Origin of the sequence: Kluyvera sichuanensis, assembly GCF_014218705.1 — a bacterium.
In the GTDB taxonomy this organism is placed as follows: Bacteria; Pseudomonadota; Gammaproteobacteria; order Enterobacterales; family Enterobacteriaceae; genus Kluyvera; species Kluyvera sichuanensis.
The window spans coordinates 109,642-134,609 of sequence record NZ_JABBJF010000001.1 but is presented as its reverse complement, the minus strand read 5'-3'; the positions used below and the strand labels follow the sequence as shown (position 1 = coordinate 134,609).

General features: G+C 55.5%; 23 protein-coding genes. 11 read left to right on the top strand and 12 right to left on the bottom strand.

Annotated features, from left to right (window positions below):
* Position 1: 1 nt before the first annotated feature.
* The 8 genes from sapF (at position 2) to osmB (ending at position 8,831) form a co-directional block, all read left to right on the top strand.
* Complete coding sequence (gene sapF, locus HII27_RS00645) at positions 2 to 808, top strand: putrescine export ABC transporter ATP-binding protein SapF (protein WP_106928998.1); 807 nt, start codon at positions 2 to 4, stop codon at positions 806 to 808.
* Positions 809 to 832: 24 nt separating this feature from the next.
* The gene (fabI, locus tag HII27_RS00640) at positions 833 to 1,618 is read left to right on the top strand and encodes an enoyl-ACP reductase FabI (protein ID WP_185666052.1); all 786 of its coding nucleotides are present in this window, start codon (positions 833 to 835) and stop codon (positions 1,616 to 1,618) included.
* A 285-nt stretch (positions 1,619 to 1,903) separates the two neighbouring features.
* Entirely contained in the window at positions 1,904 to 3,061 is a 1,158-nt protein-coding gene (locus HII27_RS00635; RefSeq protein WP_185666051.1) for a CMD domain-containing protein, read from the top strand.
* Positions 3,062 to 3,142: 81 nt separating this feature from the next.
* Positions 3,143 to 5,077, top strand: a complete 1,935-nt coding sequence (locus HII27_RS00630) for an exoribonuclease II (RefSeq protein ID WP_185666050.1) — start codon at positions 3,143 to 3,145, stop codon at positions 5,075 to 5,077.
* A 162-nt stretch (positions 5,078 to 5,239) separates the two neighbouring features.
* Complete coding sequence (pdeR, locus tag HII27_RS00625) at positions 5,240 to 7,231, top strand: cyclic di-GMP phosphodiesterase (RefSeq protein WP_185666049.1); 1,992 nt, start codon at positions 5,240 to 5,242, stop codon at positions 7,229 to 7,231.
* An 81-nt stretch (positions 7,232 to 7,312) separates the two neighbouring features.
* Positions 7,313 to 7,495: a YciZ family protein gene (locus HII27_RS00620; RefSeq protein ID WP_035896315.1), complete on the top strand. Its 183-nt coding sequence runs from the start codon at positions 7,313 to 7,315 to the stop codon at positions 7,493 to 7,495.
* Positions 7,496 to 7,565: 70 nt separating this feature from the next.
* Positions 7,566 to 8,315: a DNA-binding transcriptional regulator YciT gene (gene yciT / locus HII27_RS00615; RefSeq protein ID WP_185666048.1), complete on the top strand. Its 750-nt coding sequence runs from the start codon at positions 7,566 to 7,568 to the stop codon at positions 8,313 to 8,315.
* Between the two features lie 300 nt (positions 8,316 to 8,615).
* Complete coding sequence (gene osmB, locus HII27_RS00610; protein WP_035896313.1) at positions 8,616 to 8,831, top strand: osmotically-inducible lipoprotein OsmB; 216 nt, start codon at positions 8,616 to 8,618, stop codon at positions 8,829 to 8,831.
* Between the two features lie 127 nt (positions 8,832 to 8,958).
* Here osmB and yciH read toward each other — a convergent pair whose 3' ends face one another.
* From yciH to pgpB, 5 genes are all read right to left on the bottom strand, one after another.
* Entirely contained in the window at positions 8,959 to 9,285 is a 327-nt protein-coding gene (gene yciH / locus HII27_RS00605; RefSeq protein WP_185666047.1) for a stress response translation initiation inhibitor YciH, read from the bottom strand.
* Positions 9,285 to 10,019, bottom strand: coding sequence for an orotidine-5'-phosphate decarboxylase (gene pyrF, locus HII27_RS00600; RefSeq protein ID WP_185666046.1), 735 nt, complete (start codon positions 10,017 to 10,019; stop codon positions 9,285 to 9,287). Before pyrF ends, yciH begins: the two co-directional genes overlap by 1 nt.
* A gap of 150 nt (positions 10,020 to 10,169) precedes the next feature.
* Positions 10,170 to 11,339 (bottom strand): lipopolysaccharide assembly protein LapB, encoded by a 1,170-nt coding sequence (lapB, locus tag HII27_RS00595; protein ID WP_185666045.1) that lies wholly within the window; start codon positions 11,337 to 11,339, stop codon positions 10,170 to 10,172.
* A 4-nt stretch (positions 11,340 to 11,343) separates the two neighbouring features.
* On the bottom strand, positions 11,344 to 11,652 hold the full coding sequence (locus tag HII27_RS00590; protein ID WP_185666044.1) for a LapA family protein: 309 nt from the start codon (positions 11,650 to 11,652) through the stop codon (positions 11,344 to 11,346).
* Positions 11,653 to 11,821: 169 nt separating this feature from the next.
* Positions 11,822 to 12,547: a phosphatidylglycerophosphatase B gene (gene pgpB, locus HII27_RS00585; protein WP_185666356.1), complete on the bottom strand. Its 726-nt coding sequence runs from the start codon at positions 12,545 to 12,547 to the stop codon at positions 11,822 to 11,824.
* Positions 12,548 to 12,714: 167 nt separating this feature from the next.
* Between pgpB and ribA the strand changes: the two genes are divergently transcribed.
* On the top strand, positions 12,715 to 13,305 hold the full coding sequence (gene ribA, locus HII27_RS00580; protein WP_185666043.1) for a GTP cyclohydrolase II: 591 nt from the start codon (positions 12,715 to 12,717) through the stop codon (positions 13,303 to 13,305).
* 49 nt (positions 13,306 to 13,354) lie between these two features.
* Here the strand turns inward: ribA and HII27_RS00575 are convergent, their stop codons facing one another.
* The 3 genes from HII27_RS00575 to HII27_RS00565 are packed head-to-tail and all read right to left on the bottom strand — an operon-like array spanning position 13,355 to position 16,280.
* Entirely contained in the window at positions 13,355 to 14,482 is a 1,128-nt protein-coding gene (locus HII27_RS00575; RefSeq protein WP_185666042.1) for an ABC transporter ATP-binding protein, read from the bottom strand.
* A 12-nt stretch (positions 14,483 to 14,494) separates the two neighbouring features.
* Positions 14,495 to 15,397, bottom strand: a complete 903-nt coding sequence (locus HII27_RS00570) for a carbohydrate ABC transporter permease (RefSeq protein WP_185666041.1) — start codon at positions 15,395 to 15,397, stop codon at positions 14,495 to 14,497.
* A complete protein-coding gene (locus tag HII27_RS00565; protein WP_035892909.1) occupies positions 15,390 to 16,280 on the bottom strand; it encodes a carbohydrate ABC transporter permease in 891 nt (296 codons plus the stop codon). Before HII27_RS00565 ends, HII27_RS00570 begins: the two co-directional genes overlap by 8 nt.
* A 193-nt stretch (positions 16,281 to 16,473) precedes the next feature.
* Between HII27_RS00565 and HII27_RS00560 the strand changes: the two genes are divergently transcribed.
* Positions 16,474 to 17,322 carry a helix-turn-helix domain-containing protein gene (locus tag HII27_RS00560; RefSeq protein ID WP_185666040.1) on the top strand — a complete coding sequence of 283 codons (849 nt, stop codon included), beginning with the start codon at positions 16,474 to 16,476 and terminating at the stop codon, positions 17,320 to 17,322.
* A gap of 19 nt (positions 17,323 to 17,341) precedes the next feature.
* On the opposite strand, the gene bglB is transcribed toward HII27_RS00560, so the two are convergent.
* From bglB to HII27_RS00545, 3 genes are read right to left on the bottom strand one after another with little or no spacing between them, the layout of a single operon-like run.
* Positions 17,342 to 18,451, bottom strand: coding sequence for a beta-galactosidase BglB (bglB, locus tag HII27_RS00555; protein WP_185666039.1), 1,110 nt, complete (start codon positions 18,449 to 18,451; stop codon positions 17,342 to 17,344).
* Positions 18,452 to 18,460: 9 nt separating this feature from the next.
* Positions 18,461 to 19,753 carry an ABC transporter substrate-binding protein gene (locus HII27_RS00550; protein ID WP_185666038.1) on the bottom strand — a complete coding sequence of 431 codons (1,293 nt, stop codon included), beginning with the start codon at positions 19,751 to 19,753 and terminating at the stop codon, positions 18,461 to 18,463.
* Complete coding sequence (locus tag HII27_RS00545) at positions 19,750 to 20,922, bottom strand: oligogalacturonate lyase family protein (RefSeq protein WP_185666037.1); 1,173 nt, start codon at positions 20,920 to 20,922, stop codon at positions 19,750 to 19,752. The genes HII27_RS00550 and HII27_RS00545 overlap by 4 nt, the downstream gene beginning before the upstream one ends.
* Before the next feature lie 425 nt (positions 20,923 to 21,347).
* On the opposite strand from HII27_RS00545, the gene HII27_RS00540 reads away from it, so the two are divergent.
* Positions 21,348 to 22,103: an oligogalacturonate-specific porin KdgM family protein gene (locus HII27_RS00540; protein WP_185666036.1), complete on the top strand. Its 756-nt coding sequence runs from the start codon at positions 21,348 to 21,350 to the stop codon at positions 22,101 to 22,103.
* A 123-nt stretch (positions 22,104 to 22,226) separates the two neighbouring features.
* Here HII27_RS00540 and acnA read toward each other — a convergent pair whose 3' ends face one another.
* Positions 22,227 to 24,902, bottom strand: coding sequence for an aconitate hydratase AcnA (gene acnA, locus HII27_RS00535; RefSeq protein WP_185666035.1), 2,676 nt, complete (start codon positions 24,900 to 24,902; stop codon positions 22,227 to 22,229).
* Positions 24,903 to 24,968 lie beyond the last annotated feature (66 nt).

Below are 24,968 nucleotides of genomic sequence, written 5' to 3'. Positions count from 1 at the left end.
AATGGTCGAAACCTTGCTTGAAGTGCGTAATCTGAGTAAGACCTTTCGCTACCGCACCGGATGGTTCCATCGTCAGACGCTGCAGGCGGTCAAACCGCTGAGCTTTACCCTGCGTGAAAAGCAGACGCTGGCGATTATCGGCGAGAACGGCTCGGGCAAATCAACGCTGGCAAAAATGCTGGCGGGGATGGTGGAACCGACCACCGGCGAGCTGCTGATTGACGACCATCCGCTGGAGTTCGGCGACTACTCGTTCCGCAGCCAGCGTATCCGCATGATCTTCCAGGATCCGAGCACCTCGCTGAACCCGCGTCAGCGTATTTCCCAGATCCTCGATTTCCCGCTTCGTCTCAACACCGATCTCGAACCGGAAGCGCGCCAGAAGCAGATTATCGACACCCTGCGCCTGGTCGGCCTGCTGCCGGACCACGTCAGCTACTACCCGCATATGCTGGCGCCGGGGCAGAAACAGCGTCTGGGCCTGGCCCGCGCGCTGATCCTGCGTCCAAAAGTGATTATCTGCGATGAAGCGCTGGCTTCACTCGATATGTCGATGCGCTCGCAGCTGGTGAACCTGATGCTGGAGCTGCAGGAAAAACAGGGTATCTCCTATATCTACGTGACCCAGCATTTGGGCATGATGAAGCACATTAGCGATCAGGTGCTGGTGATGCACCAGGGGGAAGTGGTAGAACGCGGCAGCACCGCCGACGTGCTGGCCTCCCCGCTGCACGATTTAACCAAGCGCCTGATTGCGGGCCACTTTGGCGAGGCGCTGACCGCCGACGCCTGGCGTAAAGACCGCTAACACTGAAGAGAAGGATCAAACACCATGGGTTTTCTTTCCGGTAAACGTATTCTGATTACAGGCGTCGCCAGTAAGCTCTCCATCGCCTACGGTATCGCCCAGGCGATGCAGCGTGAAGGAGCCGAGCTGGCGTTCACCTATCAGAACGACAAACTGAAAGGCCGCGTAGAAGAGTTCGCCGCTTCTCTGAACTCCAGCATCGTCCTGCCGTGCGATGTGGCGGAAGATGCGAGCATCGAATCTCTGTTCACCGAGCTGGCTAAGGTCTGGCCGACGTTTGACGGTTTCGTCCACTCCATCGGCTTTGCGCCAGCGGATCAGCTGGACGGCGACTACGTCAACGCGGTAACCCGTGAAGGCTTCAAAATCGCCCACGACATCAGCGCCTACAGCTTTGTGGCGATGGCGAAAGCCTGCCGCAGCATGCTGAACCCTGGCTCTGCTCTGCTAACCCTCTCCTATCTGGGCGCTGAGCGTGCAATTCCGAACTACAACGTGATGGGGCTGGCGAAAGCATCTCTGGAAGCCAACGTGCGCTATATGGCAAACGCGATGGGGCCGGAGGGCGTTCGCGTCAATGCGATTTCGGCTGGCCCGATTCGCACACTTGCCGCCTCCGGCATCAAGGATTTCCGAAAAATGCTGGCACACTGCGAAGCGGTAACCCCGATTCGCCGCACCGTCACCATTGAAGATGTCGGTAATTCAGCGGCGTTCCTGTGCTCTAATCTTTCCGCTGGGATAACCGGGGAAGTGGTGCACGTTGACGGCGGTTTCAGCATCGCTGCGATGAACGAACTCGAACTGTAGGCCTTAGGATTTCCCGGCGTCACTACGTTCGGCCGGGCTACAACGCACCTCACTCAGTAGCCCGGACAAGGCGTTTACGCCGACGCCGGGAATTTCTCCGGCGTCACGGCGTTCGGCGGGCTACGATTCACCGCTTCTTACCCTTCTGTTATTCCAGTCAGTTATTAATTATCGCCGAACAATATTTTCTCCCTCGCCACGCATGCGCCAGGATATTTACCTATAACGATCCGGCAACCCCTCTCAATACCCGCCGGCTCGCCACCTATAGATCAAGGAATACCCATGGAGCCACGCCGCGTTTACGGCAAAAGCCACTGGTATCACGAAACCCAGTCGAGAGCCCAACACAGCGACGTGATGCCGCTGGTTCCCGAAGCCGCACACGTTGACGACCGTTTTTTACTGGACCTCACGTTACCTGATGCCCTCTACAGCGCCAATCAGCGCTGGCTGCGCGTTGCCCGTACGTTTGCCCAAACGCTGTTCCCGGATGTGGTCACCGTCAACCGCCTGCGCACCTTCAGCGCCTACGACCGTTTGAGTACTGCACTCACCGTCGCGCAGGTTTCCGGGGTTCAGCGCCTATGTAACCACTACGCCGCGCGTCTGGCGCCTCTGCCGGGGCCGGATTCATCGCGCGAAAGCAACCATCGGCTGGCGCAAATCACCCAGTACGCCCGCCAGCTTGCCAGCTCACCGTCGGTGATCACACCGCGCGAACGTCAACAACTGGACGGCGTAGGGCTTACCGCACACGATATTATTCTGATTAACCAGGTGGTCGGCTTCGTCGGCTTTCAGGCGCGCGTTATCGCCATTTTCCAGGCGCATCTCGGTTTCCCGGTGCGCTGGATACCCGGTATGCCGGTGCAGGAGGATGCTGACGCAGAACGCTTCCAGAGTGAAAGCGCGCCGTGGCATACCGACTTTGTCAGTACCGCACCGCACCAGGCCAATACCCCGCAGGGTGACGCGCTGGCACGCTGGCAGCAGCTACCCGAACTTACGGATCTGGCAAACGCACTGGTCGCCGAGGAGACGCTGCTGGAGGGACTGGGTGAGCTTATCGACGCCCTCGCCTTCGCCCATCCCCTTCAGCCGCTGGCCTCGCTTATCCCGGCCCGCATCAACGGTAGCACGAGCTGTTTTCATTACTACAGCGGTCAGTGGCAAGGCGCCAGCGGTCTGCCGGAGGCGGTACGCAACGGCGAGCGCGCTATCCAGGCCTGGAGCCACCACTATCCGCGTGAGCGGGCAATGGCGCAGGCAACACAGCTTTTAACCCGCGCGCCGGACCGGTTTAGCGCCGCTCAGCTAACACCAGTCATCGAGCAAGGTCTTTCGGTACCGGATGCCATCACGCTGCTTGCCTGGAGCGCATTGAGCGGCTGGCTAAACCGCCTGCGCATCGCCCTTGGCAACGCGCAACAAGTTACGTAAAAGGGTGAAAGAGCGCTTGCTGCAACCTATAGATTCGCGTAACAATGTCAGCCGCTCTTTTGGCCACGAAAATAGATCAATATGCTTCAGGACAACCCGCTGCTCGCGCAGCTAAAACAGCAACTTCACTCCCAGACGCCTCGTGCTGAAGGGGTCGTAAAAGCCACGGAAAAAGGCTTCGGTTTCCTCGAAGTCGACGCGCAGAAAAGCTATTTTATTCCGCCGCCGCAGATGAAAAAAGTGATGCACGGCGACCGTATTATCGCTGTCATCCACTCTGAAAAAGAGAAAGAGAGCGCCGAGCCGGAAGAATTGGTTGAGCCTTTCCTGACCCGTTTTGTCGGAAAGATTCACCGCAAGGATGACAGACTGTCTATCGTTCCTGACCATCCGCTGTTAAAAGATGCCATTCCCTGCCGCGCTGAACGCGGTGTCACACATGATTTCAAAGAGGGTGACTGGGCCGTTGCTGAAATGCGCCGTCATCCGCTGAAAGGCGATCGTAGCTTCTACGCTGAGCTGACCAAATTCATCACCTTTGGTGACGACCACTTTGTGCCGTGGTGGGTAACCCTCGCCCGTCATAACCTGGAAAAAGAAGCGCCAAACGGCGTGGCGACCGAAATGCAGGATGAAGGTCTGGAGCGTCGCGATCTGACCGCCCTCGACTTCGTCACCATCGACAGCGCCAGCACCGAAGATATGGACGATGCGCTGTTTGTGGAAGAAGCCACCGACGGCAAACTGCTGCTGACCGTGGCTATCGCCGACCCGACCGCCTGGATTGTGGAAGGCAGCAAGCTGGACGACGCCGCGAAAATTCGCGCCTTCACCAACTATCTGCCGGGCTTCAACATCCCGATGCTGCCGCGTGAGCTGTCCGACGACCTCTGCTCGCTGCGTGCGGAAGTGGTTCGCCCGGTACTGGCCTGCCGCATGACGCTGGCGGCCGACGGCACCATCGAAGACAACATTGAGTTCTTCGCCGCTAACATCGAATCAAAAGCCAAACTGGTGTATGACGACGTTTCCAACTGGCTGGAAAACAGCGGCGACTGGAAGCCGCAGACCGATGCCATCGCGCGTCAGATTACCCTGCTGCAGCGCGTTTGCCAGATTCGTAGCGAATGGCGTAAAACCCATGCGCTGGTCTTCAAAGACCGCCCTGACTACCGCTTCGTGCTGGGTGAGAAAGGCGAAGTGCTGGATATCGTCGCCGAACCGCGCCGCATTGCTAACCGCATCGTTGAAGAGTCGATGATTGCGGCCAACATCTGCGCGGCTCGCGTGCTGCGCGACAAGCTGGGCTTTGGTATCTACAACGTCCACACCGGCTTTGCGCCAGACAACACCGAAGCGCTGGCTGCGCTGCTGAAAACCCACGACGTTCACGTCGACCCGGTTGAAGTGCTGACCCTGGACGGTTTCTGCAAGCTGCGCCGCGAGCTTGACGCTCAGCCTTCTGGCTTCCTCGACAGCCGCATTCGCCGCTTCCAGTCATTTGCGGAAATCAGCATCGAGCCGGGCCCACACTTTGGTTTAGGCCTCGAAGCGTATGCGACCTGGACTTCGCCAATTCGTAAGTACGGTGACATGGTGAACCATCGTCTGCTGAAAGCGATCATCAAAGGCGAAAACCCTTCCCGTCCGAAAGAAGATGTCACCGTGCAGATGGCCGAGCGTCGTCGCCTGAACCGCATGGCGGAACGCGATGTGGCTGACTGGCTGTACGCCCGTTATCTGAATCCGCAGGCGGGTAAAGATACCCGTTTCGCAGCGGAGATCATCGACGTTAGCCGCGGCGGCATGCGCGTACGTCTGGTGGATAACGGCGCGGTTGCCTTTATCCCTGCGCCATTCCTGCACGCCGTGCGTGATGAGATGGTTTGCAGCCAGGAGAGCGGTACCGTGCAGATCAAAGGTGAAGTGGTTTATAAGGTCACTGACGTCATTGATGTCACCATTGCGGAAGTGCGCATGGAGACTCGCAGCGTGATTGCTCGCCCTGCGGCGTAAGCGTTCTCTGCTGTCTAAAGCGGCTCCTTCGGGGGCCGTTTTTTTTGCCCGCCCCTATACCTCTACCCTCTTTTTTCTACGCGAAATTTCAAAAAACGTTCACACTGAATACCATGGTATTGGATCCGGACGCATTCGAATGCAGGTGTACGAGGAGCACGCATGGTGAAGTCTCTGGCACAAAATCTGCTCGACCCAACCCCCAGTGAAACCAGTCTCTACTGGCGTTTGTCACGTGCCGAACCTATCCTCTACCTAAGCATTGACCCCGATTCCGGCGCTGGGTCCGACCTCGCCATCCCTCTCAGCGAAGAAAATGTCCAGCGCATTCATACCATGAGCGTCACCACCTCAAGCCTGGCGGTCAATATTCAGGTCAACGGCCATGATGTGCCCATTCATCTTATTGGTCGCAAGGTGAGCTGTACGGAATGGGCCGGCACGGCGTCTTCCTGGTTTGATACCTCCTCCGTCGCCCGCGACCTGCTGCAGGGGCTACTGTTTGCCGAACAGGTGGTGTCAGAAGCGAATTCGGTGATTGTTATTCTCGACCGGGAAGGCAAAATTCAGCGCTTCAACCGGCTATGCGAAGAGTACACCGGGGTAAAAGAGCAGGACGTGATCGGCAAAACCGCGTTTGAGCTTTTTATGTCTGCGCCGGAAGCCGCCGCCGCGCGGGAGAACGTGAGCCGTTTTTTTAGCAACGGCGGGCCCTATGAAGTCGAACGCTGGATCAAAACCCGCAAAGGGCCACGCCTTTTTCTGTTTCGCAACCGCTTCGTCCACAGCGGTAGCGGTAAGAACGAGATCTACCTTATCTGTTCCGGCACCGATATTACCGAGGAGCGCAAAGCGCAAGAACGGTTGCGGGTGCTGGCGAACACCGACACTATCACCGGCTTGCCCAACCGTCATGCCATCAATGAGCTGATCGGCAGTGCCATCGAAAGCCGTCAGCCTGACGAACAAGTTGGTCTGGTCTATTTCGATCTCGATAACTTCAAGAAGGTGAACGACGCCTACGGGCACGTCTTTGGCGATCAACTGCTACAGTCGGTGGCTCTGTCGATTTTAAGCTGCCTGGAAGAGAACCAGACCCTCGCACGTCTGGGCGGCGATGAGTTTATCGTCCTTGCCACCCACACCTCACAGAGCGAACTGGAAGCGATGGCATCCAGGGTGCTGACCCGCCTGCGCGATCCTTTCCGCATCGGCCTGATTGAGGTCTATAGCGGCTGTTCGCTGGGCATCTCTATCGCCCCGCAGCACGGCGAAGACCGGGAGAGCCTGATTCGCAACGCCGACACGGCGATGTACACCGCCAAAGAGAACGGGCGCGGGCGTTTTAGCGTCTTTAAACCGGAGATGAATCTGCGGGTATTTGAGTATCTGTGGCTGGATACCAACCTGCGCAAAGCCCTGCAGTGCGACCAGTTGGTTATCTATTATCAGCCTAAGGTGGACTTAAACGGCGAGGTTCATAGCCTGGAGGCGCTGGTGCGCTGGAACTCGCCCGAACGTGGGCTTATCCCGCCGATGGATTTTATCTCTTACGCCGAGGAGTCGGGGCTGATTGTTCCGCTGGGGCGCTGGGTAATGCTGGACGCGATTCGTCAGGTGGCGCAGTGGCGCGACCGAGGCATTCACCTGCGCGTGGCGGTTAACGTCTCTGCAAGGCAACTGGTCGATCACGCTATCTTCAGCGATCTGAAACAGGCGATGGCCGCTCAGGGATTCGAGACGTGCCCGATAGACATTGAGCTGACCGAAAGCTGCCTTATTGATAACGCCGAACAGGCGCTGGCGGTGATGGAACAGTTTCGCGCATTGGGAGCGCAAATCCATTTAGATGATTTCGGCACCGGCTATTCGTCGCTGTCGCAGCTGGCCCGCTTCCCTATCGATACCATTAAGCTCGACCATATTTTTGTGCAGAGCGTGCATGACCATTCGGTCTCCCAATCGCTGGTAGTGGCGATTATTGCCGTGGCCCGAGCATTGAATTTGCGCATTATTGCGGAAGGCGTCGAGGACGCGGCTGACGATGCGTTTTTGAAGCTGCACGGCGTAGATGAACGACAGGGCTACCTTTTTGCGCGCCCCATGCCCGTCGCCGAGCTGGAACGCTGGCTGAGTGAGCATTCGGGGTTATAAGGTAAGCCATTTTTTCACTTCTCTTTTGTCGGTAAATTTTGCATCATTGATTTCAATCGAATTTATCAACAGGATCCCATTATGTCCGAGCTCGATGCGCGTCAGGTAGCCCAACGTATTGATACCGTACTTGATATTCTGGTTGGCGGCGACACCCATTCCGCAATCAATAATCTTGAAATACTCAAAGCGGAATTACTGGCCTACGCGGCAGACGAACGCGACAGCCGCACAGGTCAGCCAAAATCCCCGTGGGAAATCTGACACCATTCGCCCTGCGAGCGGCGGCCTAATCGCAATTTCCGCCCTCGCCCTAAAAATTGATGCATTGATTATGAATTCCCGACAGCAAACCATATTACAACTGGTGATTGATAAAGGCCGAATGAGCGTCGCCGATTTGGCGAAAATGACCGGCGTTTCGGAAGTCACTATTCGTCAGGATCTGAATCTGCTGGAAAAGCAGAGCTATCTGAGACGTACGCACGGTTTCGCCGTTCCTCTGGACAGCGAAGACGTGGAAACACGCATGATGAACAACTTTGCGCTCAAGCGTGAACTGGCGGCCTTTGCGGCCTCGCTGGTGCGTCCGGGCGAAACGGTGTTTATTGAGAACGGTAGCAGCAATGCGCTGCTGGCGCGCGAACTGGCAAAGCAGCCGGATATTACCATCATCACCGTCAGCAGCTATATCGCGCACCTGCTGAAAGAGACCCCGGGTGAAGTTATCCTGCTCGGCGGGATCTACCAGAAGAAGAGCGAGAGCATGGTTGGCCCGCTGACGCGTCAGTACATTCAGCAGGTGCATTTCAGCAAAGCGTTTATCGGTATTGACGGGTGGCAGCCGGAGACCGGCTTTACCGGTCGCGACATGATGCGCGCCGATATTGTTAACGCCGTGCTGGAAAAAGGCAGCGAAGCCATCGTTCTGACCGACAGCTCGAAGTTTGGCGCTACGCATCCGTATCCGCTCGGGCCGATGAGCCACTTCAATCGTTTGATTACCGACGACAATTTATCCACGGAAAAACAGCTGCAGCTGGAGCAAACCGGGCTTACCGTGAATATCGTCAAGCGCCCTTAGTCACCCCGCCCGATGCCTGTTCTGGCGTCGGGTTTTCTCCCGTTTTATCTCCCCCCATTTGCCCCGTTTCGCTATGAGACTTTTCCTACGCCGGAATTAAGACTTTTTCCCTGGAACTTACATCACAAATTCGTAAAATTAATGTTAGCGATATAACAGGAAGTAACTATCACTTGCGTGACTTTTAGCAACAAAATTTACAACCTGCGCAACAAGCTTCACGGAATATGCACTGAGTACTGGTGGCAACTGCTATAGTTAAAGGGCTTTTTCCGTGAATAGAATATTCAGGAGAAAAAAATGACTTCAATGAAAAAAATGACGGCTGCTGTTTTAGCGGTAACGCTGGTAATGTCGCTGAGTGCATGTTCTAACTGGTCCAAACGTGACCGTAATACCGCGCTGGGTGCCGGTGCAGGTGCAATCGGTGGTGCGGTGTTAACGGACGGTAGCGCGCTGGGTACGCTGGGCGGCGCAGCGGTAGGTGGTATTATCGGCCATCAGGTCGGCAAATAAACCGCAATTCGAATATCAGGGCTCCGATGAGAATCGGGGCCCTTTTTATTTCACCGTGAGTAAAGGTGACATTCCCGGGCTCGCATGCGCTCGCCCGGGCTACAGGATCGGTAGCGCCATCCGGCAATTAACCGCCAGCCAGCTTGACCTTCATCCCTTTGGCTTCCAGCAGCGTTTTAAGCAAATCGCGCTTGTCGCCCTGAATTTCAATCACGCCGTCTTTCAACGCACCGCCGCAACCGCATTTCTTTTTCAACTCGGCGGCAAGTTTGGTCAGCTCATCGTCGTTGAGATCGATACCGGTGATAAGACAAACGCCCTTCCCTTTACGCCCGCTGGTCTGGCGCTGAATTCTCACCACGCCGTCGCCTTTCGGACGCACCACGGCGGCTTTAGGCTCATCGATACGGCCGGTTTCCGTCGAGTAGACCAGACGGCTGTTGTTGTCGCTCATTAGGCCCCCAGATTCAGCGATGCATTAATGTCGCGCAGAGTTTGCGCCGGGTCAGCAGACTGTGTGACCGGGCGACCGATAACCATATAGTCTACGCCTGCGGTCAGCGCCTGCTCTGGCGTCATAATACGACGCTGATCGCCGGCTTCGCTGCCGGTTGGGCGAATGCCCGGGGTCACCAGCTTAAACGCCTGGCCCAGTTCCTGCTTAAAGCGAACGGCTTCCTGTGCCGAGCACACCACGCCATCCAGACCACAGTTTTTGGTCAGCGTTGCCAACTTCAAGGCGTAGTCCGCCGGAGACAGTGCAATGCCCAGGTCTTGCAGGTCGCTAGACTCCATGCTGGTCAGCACGGTAACCGCAATCAGCAGCGGCGCATCAGCGCCAAACGCCGTCAGCGCTTCACGCGCCGCGGTCATCATTCGTGCCCCGCCGGATGCGTGTACGTTTACCATCCAGACGCCCAGATCCGCCGCCGCGGCAACCGCATGGGCGGTGGTGTTCGGAATATCGTGGAATTTCAGGTCCAGGAAAATCTCAAAGCCACGCTGCTGCAGGTCACGCACAAACTGCGGGCCAAACAGCGTAAACATCTCTTTGCCCACTTTTAAGCGGCAGTCACGCGGGTCAATGCGATCAACAAAGGCGAGCGCGTTGTCGCGATTATTGTAGTCAAGGGCAACAACAACGGGAGAGGTGATGACAACACGAGAAGAAGATGAAGCAACGGACATGACTGGACCTTCTTATTGATGGGCACGCGGGGTGCGGAAAAGGTAAACGGGCAGCATTCTACCTGCCTGACCGAACAGGCACAATGCCGAGGGCATGAACGAAGAAGGAAATTAAAGTATGTTGTAACTAAGCGGGCTATTTTTCAGAAGTTATTGGCCGTCCAGCCCGCGAATCGGCTTAATGGTCGACCAGGAGCGGCAGGATGGACAGTGCCAGTAAAGCGTATAGGCGGTAAAGCCGCACTTCTGGCAGCGATAGCGCGGCTTGCTGCGTACCTGTTCGCCGACCATGTCACGCAGCACCATCAGGCTCTCTTTGGCGCGCCCTTCTTCCGCCTCGTTGAGGTGGTAGTCCATCAGCTTGTGGAACACGCGCATGGTTGGGTGACGCTGCAGCTGGCGCGTCACGTAGGTTTGCGCCGCTTCTCCGCCTTTACTCTGTTCCATCACCTGCGCCAGCATCAGCTCCGCCGTGGCACCGGTGTTCTCTTCCACGCAGCGCTGGAGGAAATGCTCCCACTCTTTGTCTTTGCCGAGCTGGTGATAGCAGGTTTGCAGCATTTCCAGGGTTTCGCTGACCAGCTCTTTATCCTGGTCAATCACCCGCAGCAGGCTGTCCATCGCTTTGGCGTAGTCGCCTTTCGCCATCCACGCGCGCCCCATCATAATGGACACTCGCGCGCTTGACGGGTCGGCCGCCGCGCCGCGCTTGAGCAGCGACATGGCTTTATCGAGATCGTCATTGCCCATTTGCTGCAGCGCCAGCTCGCACCAGAAGTGAGCGATGTCGCCGCGATGTTTATCTTTACCCAGCTTCACCAGGCGCTCGGCGGTATCGATAGCCTTTTGCCAGTCGCTGGTAGCCTGGTAGATTTGCAGCAGCTGCTGCAGCGCGCTGATGCGGAAGTCGGTTTCGTCTACCAGTTGATTAAACATGTCTTCGGCACGGTCATACAGCCCAGCGGCCATATAGTCACGGCCCAGCTGCTGCACCGCCAGCAGGCGCTGGTCATAGGTCAGAGAGGCGCTTTCCATCAGCGTCTGGTGGATGCGGATAGCGCGGTCAACCTCGCCGCGTGAGCGGAACAGGTTGCCCAGCGTCAGGTGCGCTTCCACGGTGCCGGTATCCTCTTTGAGCATATCGAGGAACAGGTCAACCGCTTTATCCTGCTGGTTGCTTAAAAGAAAGTTCACCCCTGCCACGTAGTCACGCGACAAGCGGTTCGCTTCGTCCTGTTTGGACTGTTGTGCACTTCTGCGGCCCATATACCAGCCATAGGCTGCTGCTACGGGTAAAAGCAGAAACAACAACTCCAGCATGTAATTATTCCTTCGCCGCCGGAACGGCCGGGGTTACCGGTGCCGTCGCGTCGGGCGTCATTTGATGTTCGAGTCTTTTGATTTTACGTTCGGCACGCAGCAGCGAGACGCGCACGCGCAGCCAGAACAGGCCGCAGACCAGCCAGCCAATCGCGAAGCCCACGGCAAACAGCACCGCCAGCAGCGTAGAAATTCTGAATTCGCCCTGAGCAAGCAGGTAGTTGAAGGTTACCAGCTGATCGTTTTGTGCACCCAGCGTCACCGAAATGACAAAAATCGCTAACACCAATAAGAAAATGAGTAGGTATTTCACATGACTTCCCGTTATGTGGCTTTGGCAGTGTCGACACCGCACCCAGCCTTATAAAATAACATCTTCACCGCGACGACGAAATGGAAAAGCGCACTGAGAGGCTTAGATCTGTGGTTAGCCACGATGGAAATCAACCCTTTCCCCTGAATTCTCTTCGCCGCGCCCGCGTTTATGCCGTTTTTTCCAGCGGCCCACACCAATAGCGCACCAGCCAACAGGCTACCGTTGCCAGCAGCCACGACATCACCGTCGCCACCATCAGATCCAGCGGCCAGTGCATGCCCAACAGCAGACGGCTGCCCATCACGCCTATCGCCCAGGCCATCGCCAGCGCCACCGTCAGCACCTGACGACGCGGCCACAGCAGCCCCACCATCAGCAGCGCCCAGGTCGCCGCAAACATGGTGTGACCGGAGGGAAAGGCGAATCCGGTCTCTTTTTGCCAGTGATGGCGTAAAAAGCCGGGAATATCATTTTGTTGCGCCAGCTGTTCTTTCACCAGCGCCGCCCTTTCTTTACGCTTTAAAGTGTAGAACTGTGCGACGGGAATTTGCTGCGTTTTTTCCAGCCAGACCACAAAAGGCCGTGGTTCCTGCACCTGCTCCTTTACCAGCGATTTCGCCCCCTGGCCCAGCAGCACGGTCGCGCTGAGTACCAGAACCAGGATAATCGCATTGCGCCGCCCAGGCCGCAACATCACGATAACCAGCGCGCACAGCAGCAAATGGGTAATAATGCCCCACGGTTGGGTCACGGTTTCCGTTATCGCATACAGCGCGTGTAGCCCCCATCCGCTCGGCGCTGGCAGCCACTGCCAGCCGGAAAGCCACACCGCCAGCGGCATCAGTAGCAATAGGGCGGCGGCAATGGTCGTTCGTCCCGCGATGGTGCGCATTTCTCTTCCCTCTTGCATCAATGTCATCGTCCAACCTAAGGATAAAGTGTCAAATTTGTGCGCTTTACGAGCGGTCACCCGCGCACAATTAGGTGAAGTAAAGCACGTTGTGGCAAAATAAGGAAAACAGAAGGCGCTGATCGCGCTGAGATAATCTGGAGAATCACATGCAGCTTAAACGAGTGGCAGAAGCCAAACTGCCAACCCCTTGGGGCGATTTCCTGATGGTGGGCTTTGAAGAACTGGCAACCGGGCACGACCACGTCGCGCTGGTTTTTGGTGATATTACCGGGCAAACCCCAGTACTGTCGCGGGTCCACTCTGAGTGTCTGACCGGCGATGCGCTTTTCAGTCTGCGCTGTGATTGTGGTTTCCAGCTTGAAGCCGCGCTGTCGCACATTGCGGAAGAAGGCCGTGGGATCCTGCTGTACCATCGCCAGGAAGGCCGTAACATCGGTCTGCTCAATAAAATCCGCGCCTACGCGCTGCAGGATCAGGGCTATGACACCGTTGAGGCAAACCATCAGCTGGGTTTCGCCGCCGACGAGCGTGATTTCACCCTGTGTGCCGATATGTTTAAACTGCTGGGCGTAGACGCCGTACGTCTGCTGACCAACAACCCGAAAAAGGTTGAGATCCTGACCGAAGCGGGCATCAATATCGTTGAACGTGTGCCGCTGATCGTGGGCCGTAACCCAAAAAATGCCCACTATCTCGATACCAAAGCGGCCAAGATGGGGCATTTGCTCAATAAATAAGGTCATAGTCGCCGTTTATCACTAAACGGCGACCTCTTTATTCCCTCTCTTAAAGTGAAATATTCAGCTCGCTCTCGGCATCAAAAATATGGCATTTCGCCATCTCAAAGCGGAACCATACCTGGCTATTCAGACCGGCATCCAGAATCGACTTCACCTGATCGGAAGGCATCCGCGCCGTCAGTTCAAAATCCCCCACCTGCAGGTAGAGAAAGAACTCGTGGCCCATATTCTCAACGCGAATCAGCGTACCCCGACCACCGCCTTCAGCAAACGGCTGCGTTGAGACGTGAACGTACTCGGGGCGAATCCCAAAGCAGACCGCTTTATCGACGTAGTGCGCCACCTTCTCCTGCTGCTGCGCGTTAAGCGGTAGCGTGTCATGGCCGACGGTGATGTGCAGACCGTCATCTTTCCGCACAATACTGGCCGGTTTGATGTTCATCTCCGGCGCGCCGATAAACCCGGCCACGAACATATTTTGCGGATAGTGGTAGAGATTATCCGGCGTATCGACTTGCATAATATGGCCGAGTTTCATCACGCAGATACGGTCACCCATGGTCATCGCTTCGGTCTGGTCGTGGGTGACGTAAACGGTGGTCGCCGGTTTACCGGAGCGTTTGAGCGATTTATGCAGATCGGAAATACGAATACGCATTGACGCGCGCAGTTTGGCATCAAGGTTCGACAGCGGTTCATCGAACAGGAACACGTCCGGCTTTTTCACAATCGCGCGGCCTACCGCCACGCGCTGCGCCTGGCCGCCGGAAAGCTGACGCAGGAGGCGGTCAAGCAAATCCTCCAGTTCAAGAATTTTCGCTGCTTCATTCACCTGTGCGGCAATCTGCTCTTTCGGCAGCTTGCTCAGCTTCAGGCCAAACGCCAGGTTCTCGCGCACCGTCATGTGCGGATAAAGCGCATAGTTCTGGAACACCATCGCAATCCCACGCTCTTTCGGCGGCAGGTTGTTGACAATCTTCTCGCCAATGCGCACTTCCCCACCGCTAATGGTTTCCAGCCCCGCCAGCATGCGTAAAGTAGTCGATTTGGCGCAGCCGGACGGGCCGACAATCACCATAAACTCCCCTTCCGCAATCTTAAGGTCGATACCATGTACCGCTTTGAAGCCGTTGGAGTAGACCTTTTCCAGTTTATTGAAAATCACTTCAGCCATGATAGTTCCCTCTTAACCTTTAATTCCGCTGCTGGAGACACCCTGGACGAAGTAGCGCTGCGCCAGGAAGAAGACAATGATTGACGGCAGAATCGAGATGCTCGCCATCGCCAGAATTTCGTTCCACGGTGCGCCTTCGGTCACGTCGATGGACATTTTCAGCGCCAGTGCAATCGGATATTTATCCACGCTGTAGACGTAAATCAGCGGGCCGATAAAGTCGTTCATCGACCACATAAACTGAAACAGCGCCACCGAGATAATCGCCGGTTTAAGGATGGGCACCACCACGTACCACAGCACCTGCCAGGAGCTGCAGCCGTCAATCTGCGCCGCTTCTTCCATGTCACGCGGTACGCCGCGCAGGAACTGAATCAGCATAAAAACGAAGAACCCTTGTGTGGCAAACGCCGTCGGCAGATACAGCGGCAGATAGCTGTTGAGCATGCCCATTTCGCGGAACATCAGGTACTGCGGGATCAGCAGCACCGTGCTCGGCAACAGCATGGTGGCAATCAACGTGGCAAACCAGAATTTCTTCCATGGGATCTCGAAGCGGGCAAAGCCGTAGGCCACGATGGTAGAAGAGACAATGGTCAGAATCACCTTCGGAATCACATATTTGAAGGTGTTAATCATATAGTGACCGAAGTCGTATTCCGTCCCCGTTTTCCAGCCGTTGATAAACCCATCCCAGGTAGCATGAACCGGCCAGAGGTTCAGGGTAGTGAAAATTTCGTGGTTCGGTTTAAACGATGCCGAGAACATCCACGCCAACGGATAGAGCATCATCAGCCCGACCACCAGCAGAATGGTATAACGCAGCGACCGACTCACTTTTTCGTGGCGCAGCGTGCGGGCCACTTCACGTGCGGCCTCCTGCTCGGTAGCAGACATGGTTTGCAGATCAGCCATTTTTGCCTCCCTTATCGGCGGAGTAGAAGACCCAGTATTTCGATGATTTGAAGGCCACGGCCGCAAAGGCAGCCACCACCAGGAACAGGACCCACGCCAGCGCAGCGCCGTAGCCCATATCGAAATATTTAAACGCGGTATCGTAGATATAGAGCGAGAACAGGTAGGTATAGTAGGTCGGGCCCCCGCCGGTAATCACATACGGGCCGGTAAATTCCTGGAAGGTACCACTGGTCTGCATAATAAAGTTAAAGAAGATTACCGGCGTAATCAGCGGCACCGTCACCTTGAGGAACATCTGCCATTTCGACGCGCCGTCGATCATCGCGGCTTCATACTGCGACTGCGGGACGTTTTGCAGCGCCGCCAGGAAGATGACCATCGCCGAACCAAACTGCCAGACGCGCAGCAGCGTAACGGAAATCAGCGCCAGCGAGGGTTCACCCAGCCAGTTGATCGGATCTACGCCGATCGCCCCCAGCATGCTGTTGAACAGGCCGTCGATGGCGAACAGCGCTCGCCATAAGACCGCAATAGCTACCGAGCTGCCAAGAATCGACGGGATGTAGTACGCGGTGCGAAAGAAACCGATGCCCCGCAGTTTGAAATTAAGCACGAAGGCAATGCCCAGCGCGAACGCCAGTTTGACGGGAATGGTCAGGAACACGTAGACAAAGGTCACCGCCATGGATTTCCAGAAGAGTGGATCTTCCGTCAGCATGTAGCGATAGTTTTCAATGCCGTTAAATTCCGGTGGACTCATTAAATCGTACTGGGTAAAACTCAATAAAAAAGACGAAATAAAGGGAAAAGCGGTAAACACCACTAGCCCTATTATGTACGGTGAGATCCATGCCAGCCCTAATAACTTATTCTCGTTCATAGATTCCTCTAATATAATAAAGATATCTTGCACAACGACCCGCGTTAACGGTTTGCATAGTGATCTTTATCACATTTAATATTGCCTGATTAATTTTAGCTGTGAACTCCAGCAGAATAATGAAAAAACATTTCATTTTTTAAAGATTAAAACCTATAGTCGAAAAATAATCTTTCTTCTGAAGGCTATTGCTATGGCATTGCGTCGTCATTCCACCTATTTTCCTGAAAATGCATCACTGATGATTAAGCACATCGCTGACCAGGATGTCTGTCCACTGCACGCCCATGACTTTTATGAAATGGTTTGCGTCTCATCCGGCAGTGGGATGCACGTCATTGACGGGATCTCGTGGCCTATCAGCTGTGGTTCGGTATTTATCGTCTCGCCGAATGAAGAGCATTATTTTGAGAAAGTTGAAAAACTGTCACTGCTCAATATCCTCATTCATCCGGATTTTCTCACCGAGACGCTGCTGACGCTGCTAGCTGACTTCGCGCCAAATAAACAATTTATGGCTACCCATCAAACCATCGTACATAGTGCATTTTATACCAACCTATTAAATGAAGAATTAAACAAAGATTTAGCCTGGCGCTCCATTATGCTGGAAACGTTATTTACGCAACTCGCCGTATTTTTACAACGTGGTCACGTGAGTCAAACCTCTCATCGCTGCGCCAAGGAAGATTCAATTATCTATTTGCTGAATTATTTGCATCACAATTATGCAAACGATCAATTAAGCATTGATTATCTGGCACAGAAATTTAATATTCAAAAGCGCATGCTGGAGCGAAAAGTGCAATCTATTACCGCCCTGACGCCCAACGATTACATCACCCACGTCCGCTTATGCCATGCGATGAATCTGTTGGTCACTTCGGAACAGTCCATTACCGATATCGCCTACCTGTGCGGTTTTAACGACAGCAACTACTTCTCCCATCGCTTCAAACTCTTTTTCGGCATGCCGCCGCGCACGGTACGCAAGTACGGGCTGTTTCCGCTGATAAACCACCGTACGGCTCTCCAGTCCTGAGACCAGGAGCCGTTGCGGCTTAGATAAACAGATTCTGATACTCGATCAACGCCAGCATCGCCATCGCCTGTCCATACGGCATGGAGGTGCGTTCGATATTGCGGTAGTAGTCGAGATCTTTGCCCATTCCGGTGCCGAAAGAGACGTTTGCCAACTCGCCCTGCGGCGTAATCTGGCGCATGACCCCTTCCGCCGCCGCCACCCCGGTCGCCAGGAAGCGTTTATCGATATAACGCTTACGAACCGCCTTCAGAATGCCGTAGGCAAAACCTGCTGAGGCGGAAGATTCCAGGTAGGAGGTAGGATCGTCCAGCAACGTATGCCACAGCCCGCTCTCTTTATCCTGACGCTCCGCCAGCGCGGCTACCTGACGCGAAAGCTGCCCTAACAGGAACTCGCGCACTGGGTCGCCCTGCGGGAGGTCAAGCATCTCAATAAAGTCAGGGATCGCCACCGTCACCCAGCTATTACCGCGCCCCCACAGCGCTTTGGCATAGTGATGTCGGCCTTCGAAATTCCAGCCGTGGTACCACAGCCCCGTAGGCGCATCGCACAGATACTGCGAATGCAGCAGGAACTGCCGTTTGGCCTCTTCAACCCATTCCGGGCGATTCAGCACCAGGCCCGCTTTCGCCAGCGGCATCACGCTCATCATCAGCGTGTCGTCCCATAGCTGCTGATGGTGCGCATAGTTAAAGGTCATATGCTGCAACCCGCCCAGCTCGGTGCGCGGCATCTCGTACATCACCCAGTTAGCCCAGCATTCGATATAGCGCTTCCACGGGGTGTAGCCGTTCTCTTCATACACTGAGGCCAGGGTCAGCATTGGCGCCATGGTGTTGACGTTTTTGGTTGGCGTGCCTTCACGGAAACGATCCGTAAACCACTGTTCGATAATCGCCAGCCATCGCGGGTCGCGGGTTTGCTGCCAGTACTGCCAGAGCCCGTATAGCCCCACACCGTGGGTCCATTCCCAGCCGCCCCACCCTTTGGTGTCAACCACGCGCCCATCGGCCAGCGTCATCAGAAATGCGCCGTTTTCGTCGCGAATATTCACCAGCGCATCGATCAGTTTTTCGGTCATCAGCACCGTTTCATCGACGCTAAACTGCAGTTGTTTCCTCTCCATGAACTCCCCTTACTTCGTCGGTGCATGTTTACGCAGCGCGCGTTTCGCCGTGCGTTCAAACTCTTTTGCTGCATCTTCAGCGCTGATTTTGCCGTAGTCGATCCGCTGGGTGAGATCCAGCCAGTACTGTTCGATCTCCGGGTTTTTGAAGTATGGCGAGACGTAGACGTTGTCCGACGGCATGCTTTCCACCAGCTTCAGCCCGGTGATCACCGGGTCGTTCGGCTGCGCCATATCGGTTTTCACCACGAAGTCCGCCGCCGCTTTACTGACCGGGAAGCCGCGTTCCAGCCCCATTAGCTGCACGCCTTCCGGCTGGTTGACCATAAAATCAAGCAGCATGGCCGCCTCTTTCGGGTGTTGCGTGTTACGGCTGATAGCAAAGATCATCGATGGTTTAATAAACAACCCCGCATCTTTAGCGCCCGGCAGCAGCGGATAGGGCCCGACTTCCAGCTTCGCCGGCGGCGTCAGGGTGTCTTCATATTTGGCGACCGCCGAGCTCATCAGGTTCGAGCCGCCAAATTCGCCATTGATCCACGGTTTCATCTCAAACGGCTGCGCTTTGCCAAAAGATTGGATGTACTTCTGGCTTGGCAGAACATGCTCGGCGACCAGTTTCTGGTAGATCTGTACAAATTCCAGCCACTGGGCTTCGCTGTAGGTGAACTCGCCTTTTTCATTGAGCATCGGCTGGTTGTACTTCTGCACCATCCACGAGTTGATTAGCTCCATTGAGGTAGTGACGATCGCCGGGTAGTAGTTATCGCCGAGCTTCTCTTTAAACACCTGTCCGGCGGCGAAGAGTTCATCCCAGGTTTTTGGGTAAGCCAGTCCGGCTTTCTTCCAGGTTTCCGTGTTGTAGTAAAGAATGGGAGCCACCAGCGACACCGGCAGCCCCTGCACTTTGCCATTGACGGTGACGGTGCCAAGCTTGCCCGCGTAGTTATCCAGCCCCACCTCTTTGCTCAGTTGGTTAAGGTCGTAAAAGCCGTTGCCCGAGCGTGAGAACACCTGAATCCAGCTCCAGTCGAGCTGCATCACATCGGGTTCATTCTTCCCGGCAATCTGCGTGGAAAGACGTGACACAAAGCCATCCCAACCGGTGTACTCCGCTTTCACCTTGATATTCGGATGCGCCTGCTCAAAGGCGCGAATGGTTTTCAGGGTGTTCTGGTGACGGGAGTTCGCTCCCCACCAGGCCACACGCAGCGTCACCGTGTCGCTGTCGTCCGCAAACGCCGGGGCCGTACACAGCAGGCCGCTACAGGCGAGCATTAACGAGAAGGCAATCTTTTTCATTTCGAGCTTCCTTTCAGTAAAGGGGCAATCTCTGCCAGATAGACGGCAGGCAGGCCGTCGCGGTCAGAGGTGTAGAGCACGTGGCTTAAATCCGGGCTAAAAGAGGGATGCGGGTGGCTCGCCTGGCACTGCCCGTCAATCACGCGCCAGGAGGTGTCGTGACGGGTAATTTTGCGTGTTTGCTTTTGGCCTGGCTCAAACAGGTAGAGCCACGGATCGGTTAACGCCGTGTAGCCGCCCTCATCGGTTAAATCAACCGGCGTGCCGCAGCCGTCGCCGACCAGTAGCGAGCCGTCGTAATTACTCATCAGGTGCGAACAGGCAGGCATTTCCATCACCTTCTCGCTCTGTGCGCTGCCGGCCAGCGTCTGGCAGATATGGCGTTGATGCGTCTCTTTATTCAGCGAGACGAAAACGATGCGTGAACCGTCAGGCACCCAGAATTCATGGGTGAAGGTTTCCACTTCCGGCTGGCTTACCGGCGCCGAAAGGCCGGTCTGGCGATCGTACAGCCAGATGCGGTTGCGAATCAGGTCATGCGGCCCTTCATGGCAGTACATGATGGTATTGGTGTCATTCGGACGAAAGCCAGGGTGGCCCAGCCAGCGCGGCTCTTCAAACAGCACCTCCGAATGCCCGCTGGCAAGATCGATAACCTCGCAGCGGGTGGTCGGGTTCAGGTGATATTGCCGCTGGAAATCGTTCCAGTCGTTCAGCGGGATCCAGGTATCCGCTGACAGCGACATGCCGATCATCTTGCTGCCAGTACTGTCCGGTGCCCAGGCGCTGGTGCTGACCCACTGCGCGGGCAGCTCGTAGAGCACCTCTTCGCGTAGGGTATCCAACTCAACCCTGACAATATGGCGGTTGTGGCGCATAAAGATCAGGGCGCGGTCATCTTCGGTGATAAAGCCGTCAAAGCTGTTGTCACCCGGCCCTTCCGTCAGTTGACGCAGGGTATGCTGTTGCAGATCCAGCAGCCAGTAGTTCCAGTTGCCATCATCGACGCCGCCAATCAGCAGCTGCGTGCCCCCCTGCAGGAAGCACTTCTGATAGAAGTAGTTGCGGTGAAAAATACGATCCCGCGGGGTTAGCCGGACCACGCGAGCGTGCGTGACGGGGTCAATTTCAGATGTAAACGTCAGTGGAGTGACATCACCCTTTGCCATAGTGTCCTCAATGTCAGGAGTTGTCGGGTCGGTTCAAAGGCATCTCAGGATGCAAATTCTCCCGTCAGTCTTAGCTGACAGGATCAGCTCACAGCATGCCGGGGCGTATCGGCAATAACCTTTGAAATAATGACAAAGCCCGTTACCGGATGACGCAATAACAAAGGTTTCAGCGTTATCATGAATAATTTCAGGCATGCTCACATTCTTAACACGATAAATATATTTCTTAGCTTTCCCGACAAAAAATCAAAATAGTTGGTGATTTTATAAAGGTTTTAACGTCGCAGCGGATGCTTAACTACGTGCGTTCATTTAGCGAAAGCTTGCCAGTAGTGGCGATTAATACATCGACAGGCTCACGCAGGATAAACCGAGTGCATTGTGTAATGCATTATTCAAATAATAATGAGGGAAGAATTGTTATGTTATCCGGTAAATACCTTATAGCAGGTTGCGTTTTATTAACCAGCAACGTTGTGCTGGCTGAAGAATATACCTCTCCGATCCGCTCACTCAGCCTTGATTACCGACATGAGTATCGCGTTCGCGATCGTACCCACTACGACAAGCTGAACATGTCTGCAGCGCTGCCGGACAATTATAATTTTGCGATTGAGACCAAATACAAAACCGGTGGTGATGACCCACAGGATAAATGGTATAACGACCCGGTGATTAACGCTGTGGAATTAACACTATCGAAATCATTTACCTTCGGTAATTTCAAAATTGCGCCATTAATTCAGCCAGAATTCAACAATGAAAGAACGGAATGGAAATTTGGCTTTGTGCCATGGTACACGTTTAATGAAAATTGGGCGGTCGGCGGGATGTACCGTTTTGAAATGACCGATTATGCCAACGATCCCGACTGCGGATATAACGGGGATAAATCCTGTAGCACCAATAAACACCGTACCGTAAACCGTGGCGACCTTTATCTGCGCTACACTCTCGACCGTTTCTCCACGACCTACAAATTTATCTATAAGCATGGCGATGAGATTCTGTGGGGGAACCAGCATTATGACTACGAGCAGGAGTGGCAGTTCGACTACACCCTCGGGGATAAAAAAGAGTGGAAGCCGTACGTCACCTTTGGCGACATTGGCCGCTCATCCCGCTCTACCGAACGTCAGTTCCGTCTGCGTATGGGGGTGGTCTACACCTTTAAATAAGCAGAAAACCTCTCACACCGGATGGGTGTGAGAGGCGGGTTTCTGTTCAACGTGCCGCTCTCATTTTCTTTTGCTTCTGTTATTGCCATCGTCCGTTTTGGGGCCAGAAATCGGCCCCTTTTTTTATCCCAGCATGTTACGAATAACGTAGTGCAGGATGCCATCGTTCTGGTAGTAGGTTAGCTCCGTCGCCGTATCAATACGGCAGCGACACGCCAGCGTCTGCTGCTGCCCGTCCGGCCGGGTGATCAGCACCGGAATGGTCGCCCCCGGCTTCAACTGCTGCAGCCCAGCGATATCGATCTGCTCTTCACCGGTTAGCTTCAGCGTTTTACGATCTTCCCCCTGCGGGAACTCCAGCGGCAAAATGCCCATGCCAATCAGGTTCGATCGGTGAATACGTTCGAACGATTCGGCGATCACCACCCTGACACCCAGCAGGCGCGGACCTTTTGCCGCCCAGTCGCGGCTGGAGCCTGAGCCGTACTCTTTCCCGGCAATCACCGCCAGCGGCGTACCCTGCTGCTGATAGGCCATCGCGGCATCGTAAATCGACATCACCTTATCGCCCGGTAGCAGGCGCGTCATGCCCCCTTCCACGCCGGGTACCATTTCATTGCGAATACGAATATTGGCAAAGGTGCCGCGCATCATCACCAGATGGTTACCGCGGCGGGAACCGTAGGAGTTGAAATCGCGGCTGGCAACGCCGTTGTCCTGCAGGTAGCGGCCTGCTGGGCTGTCGGCCTTGATACTGCCTGCCGGCGAGATATGGTCGGTGGTGACGGAGTCTCCCAGCATCGCCAGCACGCGTGCGCCGTGGATATCCTGTACCGGATCGGGCGTCACCCCCATTTCATCAAAGAACGGCGACAGTCGGATATAGGTGGAATCATCCTGCCATTCATAGGTGTCGGAAGCAGGAATGTCGATCGCCTGCCACTCCGGCGTTCCGGCAAAGACCGCCGCATATTCTTTGTGGAACATCCCGGTAGAGACCTGCTGCACCGCTTCGGCTATCTCGGCGCTGGTCGGCCAGATATCTTTCAGGTAGACCGGGTTCCCCTTGCTGTCCTGCCCCAGCGGGTCGTGGGTCAGATCCACCCGCATATTCCCGGCCAGCGCGTAGGCCACCACCAGCGGAGGCGAGGCCAGCCAGTTGGTTTTCACCAGTGGGTGAATACGGCCCTCAAAGTTACGGTTACCGGAAAGCACCGCGCCAACCGTCAAATCGCCCTGCTTGATGGCATTCTCAATCGGATCCGGCAGCGGGCCGGAGTTACCGATACAGGTGGTACAGCCATAGCCGACGAGGTTAAAACCAAGCTGGTCAAGATAAGGCGTAAGACCCGCATGGGCCAGATAGTCAGAGACTACCTTCGACCCTGGCGCCAGCGAGGCTTTAACCCACGCTTTTGGCTGCAAGCCCAGCGCGACGGCTTTTTTCGCCAGCAGGCCAGCGGCCATTAGCACGCTAGGGTTCGAGGTGTTGGTACAGGAGGTAATCGCGGCAATCACTACCGCGCCTTCAGGAAGCGCATGCGTTTCGCCGTTAAGCGTAAAGTCAACGGCGTTTTTCCCCGTTGAACCCTGGTTTACCGCCAGTTCGGTCGTGGCGTTAAACGCCTGCGGCACCTGAGCCAGCGCGACGCGATCCTGCGGGCGTTTCGGCCCGGCGAGGCTGGCTTCAACGTCGTTCATATCCAATGCCAGCGTCTGGCTGAAGACCGGTTCATCACCCTTGCGTCGCCACATCCCCTGCGCTTTCGCATAGGCTTCAACCAGCGCTACCTGCTCGTCGCTGCGTCCGCTGAGGCGCATATACGACAGGGTAATGTCATCAATCGGGAAGAAGCCGCAGGTTGCGCCGTATTCCGGCGCCATGTTGGCAATCGTGGCTCGGTCGGCCAGCGGCAGAGAATCCAGCCCGTCACCGTAGAACTCGACAAATTTACCCACCACGCCAAGCTTACGCAGCATCTGCGTGACCGTCAGCACCAGGTCGGTGGCGGTGATCCCTTCGCGTAGCTTGCCGCTGAGCTTAAAGCCGACTACGTCAGGAATGAGCATGGATACCGGCTGCCCCAGCATCGCGGCTTCCGCCTCAATACCGCCCACGCCCCAGCCCAGTACGCCAAGGCCGTTAATCATCGTCGTATGCGAATCAGTCCCGACCAGGGTATCGGGATAGGCAACCCATTCATCGCCCTGCTGCTCGCTCCACACTGCGCGCCCCAGATATTCCAGGTTTACCTGGTGGCAGATCCCGGTGCCCGGCGGCACGACGCGGAACTGACTGAAAGCCTGCTGCCCCCAGCGTAAAAAAGTGTAGCGTTCGTGGTTGCGAGACATCTCCAGGCGCACGTTCTCATCAAACGCCTCGTCATCGCCAAAACGGTCCACCGTGACCGAGTGGTCAATGACCAGGTCAACGGGCGACAGCGGGTTCACTTTGCGGGTATCCCCGCCGAGGCGTTTTACCGCTTCGCGCATGGCGGCGAGATCGACCACCGCCGGCACGCCGGTAAAGTCCTGCATCAGGACGCGGGCGGGACGATAGGCAATTTCACGATCGGCATGGGCCTGTTTAAGCCACCCTGCCAGCGCCTGAATATCTTCAGCGGTGACCGAATCGCCATCCTGCCAACGGAGCAGGTTTTCCAGGAGAACTTTGAGTGATTTTGGCAGGCGGGTGATGTCACCCAGGGTCTTAGCAGCCAGCGGCAGGCTGTAGTAACGGTAGGTTTTATTATCGACCTGTAGTGTATCCTTGCAGGTCTCTCGTAGTGTTGACGACATAGCTCCTCCTTAAATGGCGGGAATTGCAGTACTCTGACACTCCTCATGGTCCTTACACTAAATCAT

Excerpts from the sequence above, each read along its gene's own strand:
- sapF (WP_106928998.1), top strand. The coding sequence starts at position 2 with ATGGTCGAAACCTTGCTTGAAGTGCGTAATCTGAGTAAGACCTTTCGC.
- fabI (WP_185666052.1), top strand. The coding sequence starts at position 833 with ATGGGTTTTCTTTCCGGTAAACGTATTCTGATTACAGGCGTCGCCAGT.
- HII27_RS00635 (WP_185666051.1), top strand. The coding sequence starts at position 1,904 with ATGGAGCCACGCCGCGTTTACGGCAAAAGCCACTGGTATCACGAAACC.
- HII27_RS00630 (WP_185666050.1), top strand. The coding sequence starts at position 3,143 with ATGCTTCAGGACAACCCGCTGCTCGCGCAGCTAAAACAGCAACTTCAC.
- pdeR (WP_185666049.1), top strand. The coding sequence starts at position 5,240 with ATGGTGAAGTCTCTGGCACAAAATCTGCTCGACCCAACCCCCAGTGAA.
- HII27_RS00620 (WP_035896315.1), top strand. The coding sequence starts at position 7,313 with ATGTCCGAGCTCGATGCGCGTCAGGTAGCCCAACGTATTGATACCGTA.
- yciT (WP_185666048.1), top strand. The coding sequence starts at position 7,566 with ATGAATTCCCGACAGCAAACCATATTACAACTGGTGATTGATAAAGGC.
- osmB (WP_035896313.1), top strand. The coding sequence starts at position 8,616 with ATGACTTCAATGAAAAAAATGACGGCTGCTGTTTTAGCGGTAACGCTG.
- yciH (WP_185666047.1), bottom strand. The coding sequence starts at position 9,285 with ATGAGCGACAACAACAGCCGTCTGGTCTACTCGACGGAAACCGGCCGT.
- pyrF (WP_185666046.1), bottom strand. The coding sequence starts at position 10,019 with ATGTCCGTTGCTTCATCTTCTTCTCGTGTTGTCATCACCTCTCCCGTT.
- lapB (WP_185666045.1), bottom strand. The coding sequence starts at position 11,339 with ATGCTGGAGTTGTTGTTTCTGCTTTTACCCGTAGCAGCAGCCTATGGC.
- pgpB (WP_185666356.1), bottom strand. The coding sequence starts at position 12,547 with ATGCGCACCATCGCGGGACGAACGACCATTGCCGCCGCCCTATTGCTA.
- ribA (WP_185666043.1), top strand. The coding sequence starts at position 12,715 with ATGCAGCTTAAACGAGTGGCAGAAGCCAAACTGCCAACCCCTTGGGGC.
- HII27_RS00575 (WP_185666042.1), bottom strand. The coding sequence starts at position 14,482 with ATGGCTGAAGTGATTTTCAATAAACTGGAAAAGGTCTACTCCAACGGC.
- HII27_RS00570 (WP_185666041.1), bottom strand. The coding sequence starts at position 15,397 with ATGGCTGATCTGCAAACCATGTCTGCTACCGAGCAGGAGGCCGCACGT.
- HII27_RS00565 (WP_035892909.1), bottom strand. The coding sequence starts at position 16,280 with ATGAACGAGAATAAGTTATTAGGGCTGGCATGGATCTCACCGTACATA.
- HII27_RS00560 (WP_185666040.1), top strand. The coding sequence starts at position 16,474 with ATGGCATTGCGTCGTCATTCCACCTATTTTCCTGAAAATGCATCACTG.
- bglB (WP_185666039.1), bottom strand. The coding sequence starts at position 18,451 with ATGGAGAGGAAACAACTGCAGTTTAGCGTCGATGAAACGGTGCTGATG.
- HII27_RS00550 (WP_185666038.1), bottom strand. The coding sequence starts at position 19,753 with ATGAAAAAGATTGCCTTCTCGTTAATGCTCGCCTGTAGCGGCCTGCTG.
- HII27_RS00545 (WP_185666037.1), bottom strand. The coding sequence starts at position 20,922 with ATGGCAAAGGGTGATGTCACTCCACTGACGTTTACATCTGAAATTGAC.
- HII27_RS00540 (WP_185666036.1), top strand. The coding sequence starts at position 21,348 with ATGTTATCCGGTAAATACCTTATAGCAGGTTGCGTTTTATTAACCAGC.
- acnA (WP_185666035.1), bottom strand. The coding sequence starts at position 24,902 with ATGTCGTCAACACTACGAGAGACCTGCAAGGATACACTACAGGTCGAT.